Below are 19,097 nucleotides of genomic sequence, written 5' to 3' on the forward strand. Positions count from 1 at the left end.
TTGTTAAGCTTCAACAACAGCAAGAATTTCATCTTCTTTTATAAGAAGGTACTCTTCGCCTTCTATTTTAATTTCATTCCCGCTCCATTTACCAAATAATACCTTATCACCAACTTTTAATGCAGGTGATTGACGAGAACCATTCTCAAGAATTTTACCATTTCCAACAGCAATAACTTTTCCTTCGATTGGTTTTTCTTTTGCATTATCTGGAATGAGAATTCCTCCTGCTGTTTTTTGTTCCGCTTCAATACGCTTTAAAAGAATTCTATCATTAAGAGGACGAATGGACTTATTCATAAATATCTCCTATTTAAAGGTTTTGTATTTGCCCACAAGTGGCATTAGTTATAGGCTAAACAGCAACAGTGGAGTGTCAAGTGGCTAGAATTTTCAAATGATTTCCACCTGCCTTCTTAAATTTGTGTTAGAGGAAAGTTATGCAGAAAATGAAAGGTATTATTCTTGCTGGAGGGTCTGGCACTCGCTTATATCCTTCAACAAGCTGTCTAAGTAAGCAACTTCTACCTGTATATGATAAACCTATGATCTATTACCCCATTTCAACTCTTATGATGGGAGGGATAACAGAAATTCTTATTATCTCAACTCCAAGAGATCTTCCTGCTTTTCGTAATTTATTAGGAGATGGTTCGCAGTGGGGTATTCATTTAGAATATTTGGAACAAAAAAACCCTGATGGATTAGCTCAGGCTTTTATTATTGGGGAACGTTTTATTAATGGTCATAATGTTTGCTTAATATTAGGTGACAATATTTTTCATGGACAGGGCCTCATGACAACGATTGAGCAGTATCGTTTAGATCATCGTGGATGTAGAATATTTGGATATACAGTCAGAGATCCAGAAAGATACGGAGTGATAGAGTTGGATAAAAATGGCATTCCAATTTCTATAGAAGAAAAACCCCAAAAGCCAAAATCAAATGTAGCAATTACTGGTCTATATTTTTTTGATGAGAATGTTTCAAAATATGCAAAAGATTTAAAACCTTCTCTTCGAGGTGAATTAGAAATAACAGATTTAATTAATACCTATTTTACGAACGGAAATTTATTTGTAGAGGAATTAGGTAGAGGTGTTGCATGGTTAGATACTGGTACCCATCGTTCTTTACTCGATGCATCTTTATATTTTGCTGTTCTTGAAGACAGGCAAGGATTAAAAATTGCATGTCCTGAAGAAGTAGCTTGGAGAAAAGGTTTTATTAATTCACAACAATTTGAATTATTAGCCAATTCATTAAAGAAAAGTGGGTATGGAGAATACCTTTTAAAGCTTCTCAAGTATAGTCATTAATTTGTTCTGTCAAAGTAAAATTTTTTTGTTATTCTAAAAGTATTTTGAATTAAATTTATTTTTAATAATGAGGAATTTTTTGTATAAGGTAACCTTATTTTATTTTTGCTTTTTTACAAGTTCAATGTTTTCTCCCTTTTGTTACTCTGCAGATATTTCACTTCTGGCGGATGGAAGTTTTACTGGAGAGATTGAGTTAATTGGTGATAATCAGTTGGGTGGTCTGGGTGGTGAAATTGTCTCAAAGGCTTTAAAAGCAAAAAATATAACTTTTGATTTATAATGGCGGCCTTGGGCTAGAGCTTACAAAGAAGCATTAGACAATAAAAATAAAAAAACATTCATAATTCCTCTTACAAGAATTGTTGAAAGAGAAAATTTATTTGTTTGGTGCTCAAAAATATATGATGCTCATACTGTCTTTATTTCTATGAAAGGTGCAGCAAAAGTAAATACATTTAAGGAGGCTCAAAATTTAAGAATTGGTGTTATAGCTGGTTCTTCTTATCTTGCTATTTTAAAAAGACCTGAAAATGGATTACTAGAAGATAATATTGAAACGGTTGCATTTGATAGCAGAAATTTTAGTAAGTTAATTGGAAAAAGAATTGACGCTTGGTTTACTTTAGATATTGTAGGTATAACGACAATTAAAAACTCAATTGATGGCAAGATATTAACTGAAAAATCTTTTCAAATAGGAAAAGCAATTGCAAAGCAAGAAAAATATATTGGAACTACTATTGATACGCCAAAAGAATTAATAAATAAGGTGCATGATGCAATTGAATCCTTTAAAAAAACATCAGAATATACTAAAATTATTTCTAGAATACCCAACTAGCTAAATTTCTACAATGAGGTTATTATGCTTAAATTTACTCCTTATTTATTTTCTATTTTAATTATGTCTATACCTCCAAAACTAATTTATGCACAAGATATAAATATCTTAGCTGATGGAGACTTTGCTGGAGAAATAGATAAAATTACAGAAAATGAAGTTGGTGGTATTGGTGGAGAAATAGTTACAAAAGCTTTAAAAGCAGCAAATATATCTTATAAAATTTTGTGGCGTCCATGGAAAAGAGCTTTTAGTGAAGCACAAGAAAACTCGGATAAAAAAACTTTTATAATTCCCTTAACAAGAAATAAGGAGAGAGAAGAAAAATTTATTTGGGTATCAAAAATATATGAATCTAAAACAATATTTCTAACATTAAATGGGTCGAAAAATGTGGACTCAATGGCTGATGCTAAACAGGTAAAAGTTGGAGTTCTAGCTGGCTCTTCCTATGAAACAATATTATTAAACCCTGATAATGCATTAGATAAAGCAAAAATAGATGCTGTCCCTAATGATAATACAAATTTTAAGAAGTTAATTGGAAAAAAAATAGAAGCTTGGTTTACTCTAGATATTGTTGCTAATACTTTAATTAGTACCCAAGGAAAAAATGAAAAAATGGAGTTTAAAGACTTTAGAATAGGCAAACCAATTGCTATCCAAGAGAAATATATAGCTACAACTTCAGCAACTTCTACTGAATTGGTAAAAAAAGTTTCTAATGCTTTTGAAACTTTTAAGAAAACTTCTGCATATGCTGATATAATAAAGAAAATAAATAAAAAATAAAAAATTTGCTTTTATATGTAAATAATTTTATAAAAAATCCCATCAACCTATTAAAAATAGGCTTGTTTAGCATTATTTACTAAAAGTGAGTGAATTTATGTTTTCAATGAAAAATGTTCTAGTTACTGGAGCTGCAGGCTTTATAGGCTGTAACTTTGTTAGAAATTTATTAAATAATAATGATGAGATAAAGGTTATCAGTCTTGATAAATTAACATATGCAGGAAATTTAAAAAATTTAGAAAATTTGCCCAATATTCATAATCATTTATTTATACAAGGAGATATTTGTAATCAAGCACTAATTGAAAAACTAATAGAACAATATAAAATTAATTGTATCATACATTTTGCTGCTGAAAGTCATGTTGATCGTTCTATAACTGGACCGAGTGAATTTATTCAGACTAATATATTTGGTACTTTTTCGTTACTTGAAGCAGCGCGAAAAAAATGGCTTGATGAGTATAAGTGGGATAAAAATATTTGTAGGTTTCATCATATTTCTACTGATGAAGTTTTTGGTACTTTAAACGAATTAGATCCTCCGTTTAGTGAAACAACAGCCTATGCTCCTAATTCTCCCTATTCAGCATCAAAAGCTGGATCAGACCATTTAGTTAGAGCTTATTTTCACACTTATTCACTTCCTGTTACAACATCAAATTGTTCAAATAATTATGGTCCCTATCAGCATAAAGAAAAACTTATTCCAACAGTAATAAAGTCATGTTTAAGTAATAATTTTATACCTGTATATGGAGATGGAAGTAATATCAGAGATTGGCTTTATGTTTTAGATCATTGTTTAGCTATTGAGCAAATAATTAAAAATGGAAAAATAGGTGAAACCTACAATATAGGTGGAAAAAATGAAGTTAAAAACTTAAATTTAGTTTATAAAATATGTGATTTATTAAATGAAATTTTACCTCGTGATAAAGATTATAAAAAATTAGTTACCTTTGTTACTGATAGACCTGGTCATGATTGGCGTTATGCAATTAACAACGCAAAAATTCAGACAGAACTTAATTGGAATCCAGTGTATAATCTTGATCAAGGATTGAGAGAAACAATTCATTTTTATTTAAAACAAGGTTTTTGAGCTGAATAGAAAAAAACAATATTAGTTCCTAAATTTTTAAAACTCGCTTTCATAAATCCATATTCAAATAATTCAGCAACAAATTGACTGCCACTTGGAAAATGATCGATTGAAGTTTTATATAGCAAATGAGAAGATTTTAAATTTTTAATTTTTTTCCCAAAAATAGGTAACACATGCGCATAAGAATTATAAATTTTGCGAAATAATTTATAATCAGGTTTTCCGTTTTCAACAATAAGCAAGTGACCGCCCGGCTTTAAAACTCGATAAATTTCTCTTAGTGCTGCACTATAAGGTTTTAAAGAGCGCATGCCCCAACATATTGTAACAGTATGAAAAGTATCATCAGGAAAAGGTATTTTTAATGCTGTAGCTTTTTTTAACTGAATATTATTTTTATATAAAGATGCTTTTTTTTTAATTTTTTCTTCAGCAATTTCTAACATTGCTTCAGAAATATCAATACCTATTATTTCTAAGTCGGGTCTTTTTGGTGCTATTCCAAGAATAATATCCGCCGTCCCAGTTGCTAAGTCGAGAAGTTTTGAATTTTTAGGAGCCAATTTAATTGCCGAAGTGCAAAGAATTTTTTTGATAATACGATGAAGACCCAAAGTTAATGTGTCATTCGTGACATCATATATTTGTGCCAAAGAAGAATGTAAGCCTCTATAAATATTATAGTTATTAGAGTCCATAAAAAGGACACCTTTAGATGGTGCAATCGAGAAGACTCGAACTTCTGACCCCCACGATGTCAACGTGGTGCTCTAACCAACTGAGCTACGACTGCAGTGAAAATTCGTTTACCTAAGCAGGGTAACATTGTCAATAGGAAGTGTCTAGTTTCCTAATTTCATTCAAAGTTTAAAGATAGTAGACAGTTATTTTAATATTGTTAAGATATAATCCCTATTTGTCGTTAAAATTGAGGTGAAAAAATGACACAAGAGTCTATTTATGATTTTGAAGTTAAAGATATCGAAGGGAATACAAAGAAATTAATTGAGTTTAAGGGCAATGCCTTATTAGTAGTGAATACTGCAAGCAAGTGTGGATTCACTCCTCAGTATGAGGGGTTGGAAAAATTGTATCGTCATTACCAATCAAAAGGGCTTAAAATACTTGGATTTCCCTGTAACCAATTTGGTAGTCAAGAGCCTGGTAATGAACAAGAAATAAAAAATTTCTGCTCTTTAAATTATAATGTATCATTTCCAATGTTTGCAAAAGTAGAAGTAAATGGAGCAAATGCGCATCCTCTTTATAAATACTTAAAGAAAAATAGCAAAGGACTTCTTGGAACAGAATTTATAAAATGGAATTTTACAAAGTTTCTTATTGGGAAAAATGGAGAGGTCTTAAAAAGATATGCTCCAACAGATACGCCAGAGCAGATAGCTAAAGATATTGAAGAGCTTTTAAACTAATTGTGGTGGGCCGGGAGGGACTCGAACCCCCAGATCTTCTCGTTATGAGCGAGCCGCCGTAACCATTTAGCTACCGGCCCCACTTTTAGTATTTGAGTGGTTAGCAAATCCTAAAGCCGAGGTCAATAAGTTCATCGAAGATTTCTTGCGCACAGAAGGTAAGAAAGCTATTCTCTGCAGCGAATCTCAATCATTTTACTTGAAGGAGAACCTCTTGAGTCACTTACCTTTTTCTGGCGTTATGACGGCCATCATTACCCCGTTTTTATTAAATGGTGAAATAGATTTTAATTCTTTTGAAAAAATAATTTTAAAGCAAAAAAAATCTGGCATAAATGGAATTATCGTATTGGGAACTACAGGTGAAAATGTTACTTTATCTGATGATGAATCTGAAGCTTTGGTGCTAAAGGCTCTAGATTATCAAGAAAATTCTTTTCATATTTATGTTGGAACAGGTACAAATTATACAAAGTCCACCATAGAAAAAAGCATAAAATTTGCGAATATAAAAGGAAAAAATAATAGTAAACCAAATGGAATTATGCTTGTTACTCCTTATTATAATAAACCAAGCCAATCTTGTTTAATTAAACATTTTTCTGAAGTTTCTAAACTGGTTAAAGATACAGCAGTTTGTATATATAATGTACCAAGTAGAACAGGAATTACAATTCAACCAAGTACCCTAGCTAAAATAGTTGAAGAAAACTCAAATATTGTTGCTATAAAAGAGGCTGCAGGCAATTTAAACTCTATAGTAGAAATGAGAAATATATTAAATTTAAATAAAAAACATGATGTAAGAATCTTATCAGGAGATGATGCTACTTATGCCCCTGCATTATTGTGCGGTGCTGATGGAGTTATTTCTGTTACCTCGCACATCATTCCAAAAACACTTTTAAAAATTCGCGAATGTTTTTTTAATGGAAAAATTTTGGAGGCACAAAAGTTACATTTAGCTACATATTGTATAAATAATGGTATTTTTGCACTTCCAAATCCAATTGGAGTAAAGGGAATGCTAGCTTTTTTAGGTGAATGTCAAAATATTTTGCGAGCTCCACTTTATCCAGCCGAGCAACATGAAGATGAACTGTTAAGAGGAATTTTAAAACAATTGAAACAAAATAATATACCAGATGAAATTTTAATATAGGATAATCTATGAGTTTGAATCGTGTAGCTTATGAACTTGAATCGAAGATTAAAGTAGAACGTGTTTCGTTAAGAGGGCCTGGAGTTTTAATATTAACTGGACCTTCAAGTTGTGGAAAAGGTGAAGTTGCATCGGCGCTCTCTAAAGTTATGTCTATTCCACAAGATGCACATCTTTCAATGGGTGAAATATTAAGAAACACTTTTCAGAAAGCAAAGAATGATAAAAGTTATGCAAAGCTCCTAGCTGAAAATTATAAACTCTCAGCGGATTCGAATATTTTTGATTGTGTAGATACAACAGAAGATTTGACAAAAAAAGTTTTAAATTATTTACCCGAAATGCAAGTCTATTTTAAAAGACAAGATATGGATAAATTTACTAGTCAACTTGAATGGCTGGAGTTTTGTACAATGAACGGTTTATTGGTACCTAATCGTTGGACGCAAGACTTTATAGTTGCTCATATAGAACATAATCCAAGTTTTAAAGTAAATCCATTTATTCTTGATGGGTATCCAAGAACTGTGAAAGCTGCTCAACATTTAATTGCATTTCTTAGAAGATTTAATATTCCTGTAATTAAAGTCTTACATTTAAGTATTAGTAAACAAGAAATGTTATCTAGAGCAACTAAAAGAGGAAGGGCTGATGATGATGAAACTTCCTTATTAAGTCGTTATCAATTTTATATTGAAAATGTACATCCTAGTGTTGATTATCTTAAAACAGAATTAGGTTCAGATGTAATTGCTTTAGTAGATGCGCATCAGCCTGTTTATAAACAAATTGGTGAACAAAAAATATTTGATTTAGAAAAATCAATCTTAAATGTTGTTTCGTCATCTCTTAGAAGCTTGGGGGTATCTAGAATGACAGTTAAAGATTTACTAGACCAACTATCTAATAATGAAAAATAAGTTTAATTTGTTGTTGATACTTAAGAAAATCTTTTTTTAATCTTATTTTATTGGTAAGCAAAAAATATCATAATTTATAATTTGGTAATCTTTTACAATTTATTTTTTTTAAAATTTGATTAATATGAAATTCGATGCTATCCCGTAATTGATTTTCGTTCATTTTAAGAATGATTCATTTAAATAATAGCTATCATATTTATAATGTAAAAAGTGCAATGAAAAACTGAATTTTTAAATTTATTAATATTGAAATTAGAAGGATTTTTTAATGCATATTGATCTGCTTGAGGAAAATAAATTAATTATTGTAAATCTTGAGAATTGTGAATTTTTATTACAAACTTTAGAAAAAAAATGGATTGAAATTCAAAACGGACTTGAGTGTAGTTATATAATAATATTGAATACCAGTATAGAAAATAATGTTCTTTTAAATTCTGTAAAAAATTTTTTTAATCGCAATAAGTTTATTTGGAAAATTAATTATTTAGTAAATATAACAAACGAAAAGAAAATAGAAATTTATTCATTTCTAAATCACAATTTAAGTTATGTAAATAGATTATCTAGCGATATTGAAAAATATTTAAAGAATTTAAATCCATCATCTTATATTAAACAAACCTTAAATAGTGAACTTAACAGTATTAGAGAAAAAAAATTTAATGCTCCAAATTTTATTAAAAATGAAAATGAAAAACTATTTACATCTGTAGCTTCTAGTTCAGAAGAATGGAATCTTTTTGAAAATAAAATTGATGTAAATTCGTATAATTTTTTTGAAGCAGTACATCCTGCATATGCTTATCAAGTTTTAGCTATTTATAAATTTTTAATAAAAAATAACATCAGTACAAATTATTTTATAGATATAGGTTCTGGCCCTGGTACAGCTATTCAAATGTTGTTAGAGCTTTTAAATTCATATTCTCAAGTTGATCTTATAGAACCAAGCCCTACAGCATATACTTATTTAAGAGAAAGATTTAAAGATAACCATTTTGTTTATCCTTTTTTAAAAGGTTTTTTCGATTACTATCCTAGTAAGACTTTAAATTTAGCAATATCGATTGGTGCATCACACCACTTTAATACTTACTTTTTATTTCAACATGCAAATAAAATTTTAGAAAATGGAGGATTCCTCCTTATAGCGGATGAATTTATTTCTCCATTTAAGACTAAGATTGAAAGATATGAAAATATAATAAAACATCATCTTGGATATATTATTGATTTGTTAAAATTAGCTCCTCAAATAACTGAAATTCCGAATAATTGTACTGATGATGAGATTCAATTAATAAGATTATCTCATGACGTGTTTCCTAAAATTAACGTATTAGCATTAAGTGGAAAAATTTCAGATGCTGCAATTTTATGTAGAAAATTACTTTCGGAAATGAGCGAAATTTTAGAGAATAATTTTAATATTACGAATTCCTTTCTCGCTTATTATCGCTTGTCATTTTTAGAATTGCAGGCTTTAGTCGCTGGGTTAGACTATGAAGTTGAATGTAAAACAAGTGTAGAAAACTTAATTTCAATGGCTATAGAAAATGATTTTGAAGTCGTCCGCCACGAAAGACTTTATGCAACTTCTAAAGGAAGTTTTTATAATTCTGGTACCCATTTAATTTGTTTTAGGAAAAATCTTTTTAGGAATAATTAGTATGGAATATAAATTTCAAAAAAGTCCTGTTAAAGAAGCTTTTATAGACAGTATTCCTGCAATGACAGGTTATATTCCGATAGGGCTTTCTTTTGGAATTGTCTGTCAAAAATTAAGCTATCCTTGGTTTATAGCACCATTAATTAGTTTATTAATTTATGCAGGTGCTTCACAATTTATTTTAGTAAGTATGTTGATAGCAAATAATTCTTTTTGGAGTATTGTCTATTTAACAGCTATAGTTAATTTGCGACATGTATTTTATGGTTTTTCATTTTTAGATAAATTTAAAACAAATTTTTTAATAAAAACATATATGGTTTCTGCATTAACTGATGAATCATATGCTTTGCTTGCCAATAATCCTAAGGCTTATAATAATACTTATAGTTTTTATATTTCTTTTTTAAGCCATTTTTATTGGGTTTTTGGAACGTTATTAGGAGTATACTGTTATTCTCTTATTGGGCATTTTGATACAGAGTTTTTAGTTTATGCTTTAACAGCACTTTTTTTAATTATGGCATTAGATGGTCTTATTTCTTCTAAATACTATATGTCTGTTATTTTAGGTATCTTGTGTTATTTTATATCTTTTTTCTGTTTCAAGAAAAATTTGTTGATTGCAGTAGTGCTTTATTTTGTTTCTATGCTTATTTATGAATGTTATAAAATATATGGGAAAAAACATGTCATTAACTGAGTTGTTAATTTTAATATTTGTAATTGCTATAGTCACCTTTACTTTAAGAATTGTACCTTTCATTTTGCCTAAAAAAATTATTCAAAATGATTTTATGCTAAGTTTTGGAAAAAAACTTCCACCAGGAATTATGATTATTTTATTTTTATATTCAGCAGGTCTTTCAGAAGAACATATGCAAAGATCTTTTGTTATTTCTAGTTTTTTAGCTGCAATTCCAGTAACTCTTTATTTTGTATGGAAAAAAAATGCTATTATTTCTATTTTCATAGGAATTATGAGTTTCTATTTTTTTTATACTTATCTGAAAGTTTAATTATTTCTTTAAATCTTGCTTCCAACCTCCACCAAGGGATGCAATTAAATTAATTGAATTTAAAACTCTTTTATTGATTAAATCATTAAATGATTTTTTGCTATTTTGTAAATTTATCTTTGCATTTAGTAAATCACTACTATTTATAATTCCTTGTTCTAATTGTTCATTGCTTAAATTATATATTGTTTCAATTCTATTAAGAGAATTAAATTGATACAGTTCTTCACTTTTTAAATGATTGTATGCGCTTAAATTATCTTCAACATTTTGTAAAGCTTGTAAAACTGTTTGTTTGTATTGATTCACCAGAGATCTATAATTTGCCTCTGCAGCGTCTACTTTATCTTGTCTCGCACCAGCATCAAAAATTGTTTCAGCTAAACTTGCGCCTACTGACCAAATAAGAGCTGGAAGAGTAAATAAATTATTTATGTCATTACTTGAATAACCACCATTAGCTGATAAATTTAAACTTGGAAAATATGCCGCTTTTGCTATTCCTATTTGTGCATTTGCTTGTGCAACAAGACGCTCAGCTTGCGCTATATCAGGTCTTCTCTCTAATAATTCTGATGATAATATGATAGGCAAATTAGGAATTTGAATATTAGTGTCTTTAGCTTCTAAAGAAAATTCAGCAGGAGCTTTTCCAAGTAAAATTGCAATTGCATGCTCATATTGTTCGCGGATAATTAAATTATCCTCCGCATTCAATTTAGATAATTCATATTGAGATTCAATTTTTTGCACATCAACAGCACTAGCTATTCCTAATTCATTGCTTTTATGAATCATATCAAGTTGTTTTTTTGTACATTCAACAATTTCATTTAAAATACTTTGATTTTTATCGGCTGTTCTGAGTTGAAAGTAGTATTGCGCTAGGGATGAATGGATAGATAGTTTTATATTTTCAACTTGTGCCTGATTTGCTTGAAATGCTGCTTCATTAGCTTCCACAGATCTTCTAATACTTCCCCATAGATCAGGAATCCAGGTGGCGTTCAAATTTACTGAATAATTTGTGGTTTCAGTTGGATTTTGAGTATAGCTAGAACCTTGGCGTTGACGGGTAATACTAGTATTTGTGCCAATTGTTGGAAAGTAACCAGCTTTACTTTGTCCTAAAAGAGCTAGAGCTTGTTCCATTTGTGCAATACTTGCTAATATATTATGATTAGAAGTATCAATTTGTTCTTCCAATTCATTTAAAAAAGGGTCATTATAAACTTCCCACCATTTTCCTTTAAGTATATCATCTTTGGGGTCAGCTATTTTCCAACTACTGTTTCTTGTTTCCTTAAAAAACTCAGGCCTATCAGTCACAACTTTTTGATAATCAGGACCTACAGTACATTTAATAAAAAGGAAAAAAGACAGAAAAGTAATTTTAATAATTTGAATTAACTTCATAAACTTTTCCTTTTATTTTTCTTTTTTTTAGCCAAGCGGATATTTTTTCAAAATAAATAAAAACTATAGGAGTTGTATAAAGTGTAAGTAATTGACTGATAAGTAAACCACCGATAATTGATATTCCTAATGGTTTTCTAAATTCAGCTCCAACTCCATAGTCTAATGCTAATGGAACAGCTCCTAATAAAGCTGCTAGTGATGTCATCAATATTGGTCTTAGTCGCAGTAAAGCTGCTTCAAAGATCGCTTTATCAGCAGTGTAATTTTGATTTCTTTGCAGTGAAATTGCAAAATCTATCATCATAATAGCATTTTTTTTGACAATTCCAATTAGAAGAATTATTCCAACAAAAGCAATTAATGAAAGGTCAGTTTTGGTTAAAAATAAAGCGAGTAATGCCCCTAAACCAGCTGAAGGTAATGTAGAAATAATAGTAATTGGATGAATTAAATTCTCATACAGAATGCCTAAAACAATATACACTGTAAGAATAGCTGCTAAAATTAATGTTGGTTGATTTGCTAGTGTCGCTTGGAAAACTTTCGCCGTACCTTGGAATGAAGCGGAAAGATTAGACGGTAAATTCAATTCATTAACTCTTTCGTTAACTTTATTTACAGCGTCACCTAAGGGCGTTCCAGGGAGCAGATTAAATGATAATGTAATGGATGGAAATTGACTTTGATGACTTATAGAAAGAATTGCTTTTTTGGTAGTAAAGTTTGCTACAGCATTTAGTGGGATAATTTGATTTTGATTATTTTTTAAATAAAGAACATTGAGAAAATTTGGGGATATTGTAAATTTAGGATCTGTTTCTAAAATAACATGATATTGATTTAAGTCTTTATAAATTACTGAAACTTGTCTTTGCCCAAGAGAATTATACAGAGCATTATCAATTAATAATGGTGAGAGTCCTAGCTTTTTTGCAGTTTCATGTTCAATTGTAATATATGTTTCAATTCCTTTATCTTTTTGGTCACTATTTACATCAGCTATAGAAGGAATTTTACTAAGTTCTTGAATTAAATAATCACCCCACTTATTTAATTCTTTAATGTTTGCGGCTGAAATGGAAAACTGAAATTGTGCTCCCCCTTGTCTTCCGCCAATCATGATGTCTTGTGCTGCTAATAAAAAGACAGAGATAGCGGGTATCTTTTGTAACTTTTTTCTTAAGGCTCCAATAACTTCATCCGCCGTTAATTTGCGCATAGATTGTGGTTTTAAACTGATAAAAATATTTCCTGAATTTACTGAACCTCCACCAACAAATCCAACAACATGATCAATATTTTCATCTGACTTTATCAATTCAATAACTTCACCAAATTTTTTTTCCATGTTTTTAAAAGATGTATTTTGATCTGTGAGTGCAAAACCCATTATTCTTCCTGTATCTTGTTGAGGGAAAAATCCTTTTGGAATTTTAATATAAAAGTATACATTTAAAAGAACTATGCAAAATAAAATAATCAGCATTAATTTGCTATGTTTAATTGCCCATTGTAAAGATTTTGCATATGGCGAATTTGTAATGCTTTTTTTTTCTTTTGGTTGTTTCCTAGTTTTTAAAATTTTAGAACACATAGAGGGTGTAATAGTTAGGGAAACAAATAAAGAAACTAAAATTGCTATAGATAAAGTTACTGCAAATTCTCTAAATAGTCTCCCTACAATTCCTCCCATAAGTAAAATTGGGATAAATACAGCTATTAAAGAAATACTCATAGATAGTACTGTAAAACCAACTTCTTTTGCTCCAATAAGAGCGGATTTTACTGGAGATAAGCCTTTTTCAACATAACGAGAAATATTTTCAATGACTACTATTGCATCATCAACAACAAATCCTGTTGAAATTGTTAAAGCCATAATAGATAAATTATCCAAGCTAAAATTTAGTAAATACATTATTGCAAATGTTCCTAAAAGAGAAATAGGAACAACAATGCTTGGAATAATTGTTGTATAAATATTTTTTAAAAATAAAAAAACGACGCAAATTACTAACGCTATAGATATAATTAAGGTTTTTTCAATGTCGATTAAAGATGCCCGGATAGTTGAAGTTCTATCCATCATAATATTAAGTAGCATATCACTTGGTATATAAGAAGATAATTGTGGGATTAAATTTTTTATTCCATCAACTGTTTCAATTACGTTAGCTCCAGGCTCTTTAAATATAATTAATAATACAGCAGGCTTATTATCTGCTAAGCCTGTATTCTTTAAATCTTCTACTGAATCTTTAACCTCGGCGACATCTTTTAAAGTAACTGCATTACCATTTTTAAAGCTAATAATAAGTGGTTTATACTGTTCTGAAAAATGTAATTGATCATTAGTCGCAATTTGATAAGTATACAATGAATTTGAAATCTGTCCTTTAGGTGAATTTTGATTTGAATTTTGAATACTATACTTAATGTCTTCTAGCGTTAAGCCATAATTATTTAATAAAAAGGGATTAACTTCAACTCGAACACTTGGTAATGAACTGCCACCTATAGTAACCTGACCCACCCCTTTTGCTTGAGAAATTTTTTGTTGCAAAATATTTGATGCAATATCGTACATTTGTCCTTTTGTATGTGCTTTTGAAGTTAATGCAAGAATCATAATTGGGGCATCGGCTGGATTAACTTTGCGATATGTTGGGTGATTAGGCATTTCAGCAGGCAAAGATGGCAGCGCTTGATCTATAGCCGCCTGAACTTCATTTGCCGCCGCATTAATATCCCGGTTTAAATCAAACTGAATCACGATATTTGTTTTTCCTAATGAACTGCTCGAAGTCATTTCAGTAATTCCAGAAATACGTCCAATATAATGTTCTAATGGAGTTGCTACAGAAGTTGCCATGACGTCTGGGCTTGCGCCAGGTAAATTTGCTTGCACAGAAATTGTAGGAAATTCAATTTGTGGTAATTGGGAAACAGGTAATAAATTAAATGCTAAAATTCCTACTAAAATAATAAGAATTGCAATTAAGGATGTTGCTATTGGCCTATTTATAAATGGTGAGGATAAACTCTTCATTCATTCTCCTCACTCAAAATTAAATTTTGTTTTTCTTTAGGAACAGATATTTTCTTTTTAGAAAACAATTTTGAAAAAAATAGATATATAACTGGTGTTGTATACAGAGTAAGTAATTGACTTACAATAAGTCCACCGATAATAGATATACCTAAAGGTCGTCTTAATTCAGAACCCATGCCAGAGCCAAAGGCTAATGGTATAGCACTCAATAACGCTGCTAAAGTTGTCATTAATATTGGTCTAAAGCGAAGTAAACACGCATTATAAATAGCTTCTATTGGACTTTTATTCTCTTTCCGTTCCAGTTCAAGAGCAAAATCTATCATCATTATGGCATTTTTTTTCACAATTCCGATGAGGAGAATAATCCCTATGAGCGAAATAATATCAAAATTTTGTTTTGTTAATTGCAAAGAGAGTAATGCGCCCATTCCTGCTGATGGAAGAGTTGATATAATAGTTATTGGATGAATATAACTTTCATATAAAATACCCAATATAATATAGACTACTATGATTGCTGCAATAATTAAATAATTCTGATTTTTTAAAGAGTTTTGAAAGCTTTGTGTAGCTCCTTCGAATCTGGTTTCAATACTCCTAGGTAAGTTTATTTTTAATTTTGCTTGTTCAATATCATTTACAGCTTGTTGAAGAGAATGACCTGGAACTAAATTAAATGAAACGGTTGCTACCGGAAATTGTTCTTGCTTATTAATTACAAGTGGTTCGGTACTATAAGTTACTTTTGTGAATGCAGATAAAGGAATGCTTATATTATTATTAGATAAAATAAATATTTTATCTAATATATTAGTAGGATTTATATCTAATGAAGAATTTGCCTCTAAAATTACATGATATTGATTAGATTGCGTATATATTGTAGATATTTGTCTTTGTCCGAATGAATTATACAAAGTAGTATCAATCATATTAGTTGTTATTCCAAAACGAGTTGCAGAATTCCTATCTATTTCTAGTTTTAGTTGTAAGCCATTATTTTGTAAATCATGATTGATATCTTTTAAATTTTCAGAAACCTTTAATTCATTAACAAGCTTCTTTGTCCAAATATCAACTTCTGAAAGATATGGAGAAGATAAACTAAATTGATACTGAGTTTTACTAACTCTATTATCAATATTTATATCCTGAACTGCTTGCATATATAGTGAAATATCTTTTATATTTTTAACATTTTTTTGAATTCTTTCGATAATAGTATTTACTTTGTCTTTTCTATCTTCAATATCTTTTAATCGAATAAGTAATCTACCATTATTTACTGAATAATTACTACCATCAACTCCAATATTAGATGAAACATTTAAAACAGCTTCGTCTTTTAATATTTCATTAACAATTAGCTTTTGTTTGTCAAGCATACTTGTAAATGAAATACTTTCTGATGCTTCAGTAATCCCTTGAATTAGTGATATGTCTTGTTGCGGAAAAAAGTTTTTTGGAATAAAGTAATATTGTATTAATGTAGCAAAAAAAGTTAATATAAAAAGAAAAAGAACTGTTTTCTGATTTTTTAATATTATTTTTAAAGTTATTGAATAGTAAAATATCATTTTATCAATACTTAATCTTAGAGTTTTATTTATTTTATTTTCTACTTTTTTATGATTGTCATTTATGAAATAGCGACAAAGCATAGGAGTTAATGTAAGAGATATAAAAGCTGAAATTAAAATCGAAACTGCTAGAGTAATAGAAAATTCACGAAATAATCTTCCAATTATATCACCCATAAACAATAATGGTATTAATACTGCTATTAAAGAAATAGTTAATGATATAATTGTAAATCCAATTTGTGCAGATCCCTTTAATGCTGCATTTAGTTTAGACTCTCCAAGTTCTACATAACGCGAAATATTTTCTATCATAACAATAGCATCATCAACGACAAAGCCTGTAGCGATTGTAAGTGCCATTATTGTTAAATTATTTATACTAAAATTTAACATATACATTACTGAAAAAGTACCAATTAATGATAATGGAACACAAACACTTGGTATAAGAGTTGTTTTAAGATCATTTAAAAATATATAAATTATTAAAACAACAAGTGCTACTGCTAATAATAGTTCAAATTGAGCATCTGCAACTGAGTTTCTTATTGATTTTGTTCTATCATTTAATACCTCAATTTTAATATCTTTAGGAATATTAGCTTGTAAAATTGGAAGTAATTTTTCAATCCGATTAACAACGTCAATCACATTAGAAGTTGGTTGTTTTTGAATATTTAAAATAATTGCAGGAGTCAAATTTTTCCATGCTGCTAAGCGTATATTTTCAGATGAATTCTCTATGTTTGCTAAATCTTTTAAATATATTGGAGAGTTGTTTTTATAGGCTACAATTAAATTTTTATAGGAATTTACATTAAGCAATTGATCATTGGCGTTAATTGTAAATGAGACTCTATTACCATCAATACTTCCTTTTGCTAAATTAACATTTGAAGCATTAATCGCGGATCTAATGTCATCAATATTTAAGTTAAAAGATGCAACTGCAGAAGGATTAACCTGAATACGTATAGCAGGCTTTTGTCCTCCATTAATATTTACAAGTCCAACTCCTGGAATTTCTGATAATTTTGGTACATATCTAGTTTCTATGAGTTCGTGAATTTCTGGAAGAGTATATGTTTCAGAAGTAAAAGATAAGGTCATGATAGGTGTATCTGCTGGATTGACTTTATAGTAAATAGGTGGGCTGGGAATGTCTTGAGGTAATAAATTTGAGCTTGTATTAATAGCTGCTTGTACTTCTTGAACTGCAATATCTAAATTCATTGAAAGATCAAATTGTAATGTTATTAATGATAGTCCTTCACCGCTTGAAGAAGTCATTAATTTTAGTCCACTCATCTGTCCAAACTGTTTTTCAAGTGGTGCAGTAATTGAGGAGGTAACAACAATAGAGTTTGCACCAGGATAGAGGGTTTTTACTTGAATTGTTGGATAATCAACTTCAGGTAAAGCAGCGACAGGTAATAATTTATATGTTAAAATTCCCAATAAAAAAATTGCGCACATTATGAGGGTAGTTGCAATTGGTCGTTTTATGAATGGAGCTGAAATATTGATCATTGAAAAAGATCAGCTCCATCTGTAAGTTTGTCAAGTCCATCAGTTATGACAATATCACCCAGTTTTAGTCCTTCCTTAATTAATATATAGTCTTGATCCATGTCCCCAGAAACAATTTTTTTAAATTTAGCTTTATTTTTTTCTTTTAAATATACATAGTCACCATCTTTACCATGTTGAACAGCTGAAATAGGAATAATTAATGCATTTTTTTCAGTTTTTAATAAAAGTTTAATATTCACAAATTGGTTGGGATATAAAATTAGATTGGTATTTTCAAATTCCGCTCTGAGCTTTATCGTACCAGTAGTCGTATCAATTTGATTGTCAATAGTATTTAATTTTCCTTCTGCTAATAATTCTTTATTTTCTTTATCATAAGCTAAAACTTTTAAAGTATTTTTTTCAGTAAAATTTTCTGTTAATTTAGTAAGATACTCTTGTGATAAAGAAAATAAAACTGATATAGGTTGCATTTTGTTAATTATAACAAGACCACTTTGATCACTTATCTGTACATAGTTTCCTGGATTAACTAATCTTAATCCTGCTTTACCTGAAATTGGAGCAGAAATTTTACAATTATTTAAATTTACTTTCACTGCTTCTAGTTGTCCTTTATCAAATTCAACTATACCTTCATACTGTTTCACTAGAGATTTTTGAGTATCTAAAGTTTGTTTAGAAATACCGCCAATAGGAAACAAGTTTTTATAACGTTTGAGATCTTTTATGGCATTGTTGAAAAGTGCTAAGTCCCGATTCAGTTGTCCTTGGTACTGGATAAATTGCGCTTTATAAGTTCTATCATCAATCTCAGCAAGAATTTCCCCTTTTTTGACAAATTGTCCTTCTCTAAAATTTACTTTAGTTAATTCCCCATTAATTTGTGTTTTAACTACGACACTATCTAAAGCTGTTATAGTTCCTATTGCATTTATATAAATGGGTACATCTTTTTCTTTGATTTCTGCCGTTTGAACCATTACCATGTTTTTTGCACTTAATTTTTTATTTTGTTTCAAAGAGCTTATATTTTCAAAGTTTTTTTGTTGTCCATTTGTACTTAAAAAGTTTATTATAATAATCAATGCAGATAAAAAAATAATTATAAAAATAATTATAATAATAAAGCTACGAATATTTTTTTTTGGATTTTTTAAAATATCATACAAAATCATCAATTTTTCTCAAAATATTGGGAAATTTTTTCCTTAAGTATTGCGTTAACTATA

17 protein-coding genes and 2 tRNA genes are annotated in these 19,097 nt (G+C 29.4%); 11 read left to right on the forward strand and 8 right to left on the reverse strand.

Annotated features, from left to right (window positions below; all coding sequences use genetic code 11):
- Window positions 1-3: 3 nt before the first annotated feature.
- Window positions 4-300, reverse strand: a complete 297-nt coding sequence (gene groES / locus GOY08_RS08190; protein ID WP_158998413.1) for a co-chaperone GroES — start codon at window positions 298-300, stop codon at window positions 4-6.
- A 140-nt stretch (window positions 301-440) separates the two neighbouring features.
- Here groES and rfbA point away from each other — a divergent pair, with 140 nt between their 5' ends.
- The 5 genes from rfbA to rfbB all read left to right on the forward strand — a co-directional run bounded on the left by rfbA (window position 441) and on the right by rfbB (window position 4,066).
- The gene (gene rfbA, locus GOY08_RS08195; RefSeq protein WP_158998414.1) at window positions 441-1,322 is read left to right on the forward strand and encodes a glucose-1-phosphate thymidylyltransferase RfbA; all 882 of its coding nucleotides are present in this window, start codon (window positions 441-443) and stop codon (window positions 1,320-1,322) included.
- A gap of 79 nt (window positions 1,323-1,401) precedes the next feature.
- Window positions 1,402-1,605, forward strand: a complete 204-nt coding sequence (locus tag GOY08_RS08200; RefSeq protein WP_158998415.1) for a hypothetical protein — start codon at window positions 1,402-1,404, stop codon at window positions 1,603-1,605.
- A gap of 147 nt (window positions 1,606-1,752) precedes the next feature.
- Window positions 1,753-2,166 carry a hypothetical protein gene (locus tag GOY08_RS08205; protein WP_407947662.1) on the forward strand — a complete coding sequence of 138 codons (414 nt, stop codon included), beginning with the start codon at window positions 1,753-1,755 and terminating at the stop codon, window positions 2,164-2,166.
- 24 nt (window positions 2,167-2,190) lie between these two features.
- The gene (locus tag GOY08_RS08210; protein WP_158998416.1) at window positions 2,191-2,958 is read left to right on the forward strand and encodes a substrate-binding periplasmic protein; all 768 of its coding nucleotides are present in this window, start codon (window positions 2,191-2,193) and stop codon (window positions 2,956-2,958) included.
- Window positions 2,959-3,055: 97 nt separating this feature from the next.
- The gene (gene rfbB, locus GOY08_RS08215; RefSeq protein ID WP_202914042.1) at window positions 3,056-4,066 is read left to right on the forward strand and encodes a dTDP-glucose 4,6-dehydratase; all 1,011 of its coding nucleotides are present in this window, start codon (window positions 3,056-3,058) and stop codon (window positions 4,064-4,066) included.
- Here rfbB and GOY08_RS08220 read toward each other — a convergent pair.
- Both GOY08_RS08220 and GOY08_RS08225 read right to left on the reverse strand, forming a co-directional pair.
- The gene (locus tag GOY08_RS08220; protein ID WP_158998417.1) at window positions 4,045-4,767 is read right to left on the reverse strand and encodes a ubiquinone/menaquinone biosynthesis methyltransferase; all 723 of its coding nucleotides are present in this window, start codon (window positions 4,765-4,767) and stop codon (window positions 4,045-4,047) included. The two genes, rfbB and GOY08_RS08220, sit on opposite strands and share 22 nt — an antisense overlap.
- A gap of 18 nt (window positions 4,768-4,785) precedes the next feature.
- Window positions 4,786-4,862 (reverse strand) — tRNA-Val (locus GOY08_RS08225).
- Between the two features lie 148 nt (window positions 4,863-5,010).
- Between GOY08_RS08225 and GOY08_RS08230 the strand changes: the two genes are divergently transcribed.
- A complete protein-coding gene (locus GOY08_RS08230; RefSeq protein ID WP_158998418.1) occupies window positions 5,011-5,499 on the forward strand; it encodes a glutathione peroxidase in 489 nt (162 codons plus the stop codon).
- Window positions 5,500-5,502: 3 nt separating this feature from the next.
- Here GOY08_RS08230 and GOY08_RS08235 read toward each other — a convergent pair.
- Window positions 5,503-5,579: transfer RNA gene (locus tag GOY08_RS08235), tRNA-Ile, on the reverse strand.
- A gap of 134 nt (window positions 5,580-5,713) precedes the next feature.
- On the opposite strand from GOY08_RS08235, the gene dapA reads away from it, so the two are divergent.
- The 5 genes from dapA to GOY08_RS08260 all read left to right on the forward strand — a co-directional run bounded on the left by dapA (window position 5,714) and on the right by GOY08_RS08260 (window position 10,275).
- On the forward strand, window positions 5,714-6,661 hold the full coding sequence (gene dapA, locus GOY08_RS08240) for a 4-hydroxy-tetrahydrodipicolinate synthase (RefSeq protein ID WP_158998419.1): 948 nt from the start codon (window positions 5,714-5,716) through the stop codon (window positions 6,659-6,661).
- 8 nt (window positions 6,662-6,669) lie between these two features.
- Entirely contained in the window at window positions 6,670-7,581 is a 912-nt protein-coding gene (locus tag GOY08_RS08245) for an adenylate kinase family protein (protein ID WP_158998420.1), read from the forward strand.
- A 271-nt stretch (window positions 7,582-7,852) separates the two neighbouring features.
- On the forward strand, window positions 7,853-9,256 hold the full coding sequence (locus GOY08_RS08250) for a methyltransferase domain-containing protein (protein WP_158998421.1): 1,404 nt from the start codon (window positions 7,853-7,855) through the stop codon (window positions 9,254-9,256).
- A gap of 1 nt (window position 9,257) precedes the next feature.
- On the forward strand, window positions 9,258-9,959 hold the full coding sequence (locus GOY08_RS08255) for an AzlC family ABC transporter permease (RefSeq protein ID WP_158998422.1): 702 nt from the start codon (window positions 9,258-9,260) through the stop codon (window positions 9,957-9,959).
- Complete coding sequence (locus GOY08_RS08260) at window positions 9,946-10,275, forward strand: AzlD domain-containing protein (protein WP_158998423.1); 330 nt, start codon at window positions 9,946-9,948, stop codon at window positions 10,273-10,275. The genes GOY08_RS08255 and GOY08_RS08260 overlap by 14 nt, the downstream gene beginning before the upstream one ends.
- Here GOY08_RS08260 and GOY08_RS08265 read toward each other — a convergent pair whose 3' ends face one another.
- Genes GOY08_RS08265 through GOY08_RS08280 form a run of 4 tightly spaced genes read right to left on the reverse strand, consistent with a single transcriptional unit; the run spans window position 10,276 to window position 19,043 of the window.
- Complete coding sequence (locus tag GOY08_RS08265; protein ID WP_158998424.1) at window positions 10,276-11,691, reverse strand: efflux transporter outer membrane subunit; 1,416 nt, start codon at window positions 11,689-11,691, stop codon at window positions 10,276-10,278.
- Entirely contained in the window at window positions 11,669-14,743 is a 3,075-nt protein-coding gene (locus GOY08_RS08270; protein WP_158998425.1) for an efflux RND transporter permease subunit, read from the reverse strand. Before GOY08_RS08270 ends, GOY08_RS08265 begins: the two co-directional genes overlap by 23 nt.
- Window positions 14,740-17,862 (reverse strand): efflux RND transporter permease subunit, encoded by a 3,123-nt coding sequence (locus GOY08_RS08275; RefSeq protein WP_158998426.1) that lies wholly within the window; start codon window positions 17,860-17,862, stop codon window positions 14,740-14,742. The genes GOY08_RS08270 and GOY08_RS08275 overlap by 4 nt, the downstream gene beginning before the upstream one ends.
- A complete protein-coding gene (locus tag GOY08_RS08280; RefSeq protein WP_158998427.1) occupies window positions 17,859-19,043 on the reverse strand; it encodes an efflux RND transporter periplasmic adaptor subunit in 1,185 nt (394 codons plus the stop codon). Before GOY08_RS08280 ends, GOY08_RS08275 begins: the two co-directional genes overlap by 4 nt.
- Between the last annotated feature and the right edge of the window lie 54 nt (window positions 19,044-19,097).

Origin of the sequence: Pigmentibacter ruber (assembly GCF_009792895.1) — a bacterium.
Lineage (GTDB): Bacteria > Bdellovibrionota_B > Oligoflexia > Silvanigrellales > Silvanigrellaceae > Silvanigrella > Silvanigrella rubra.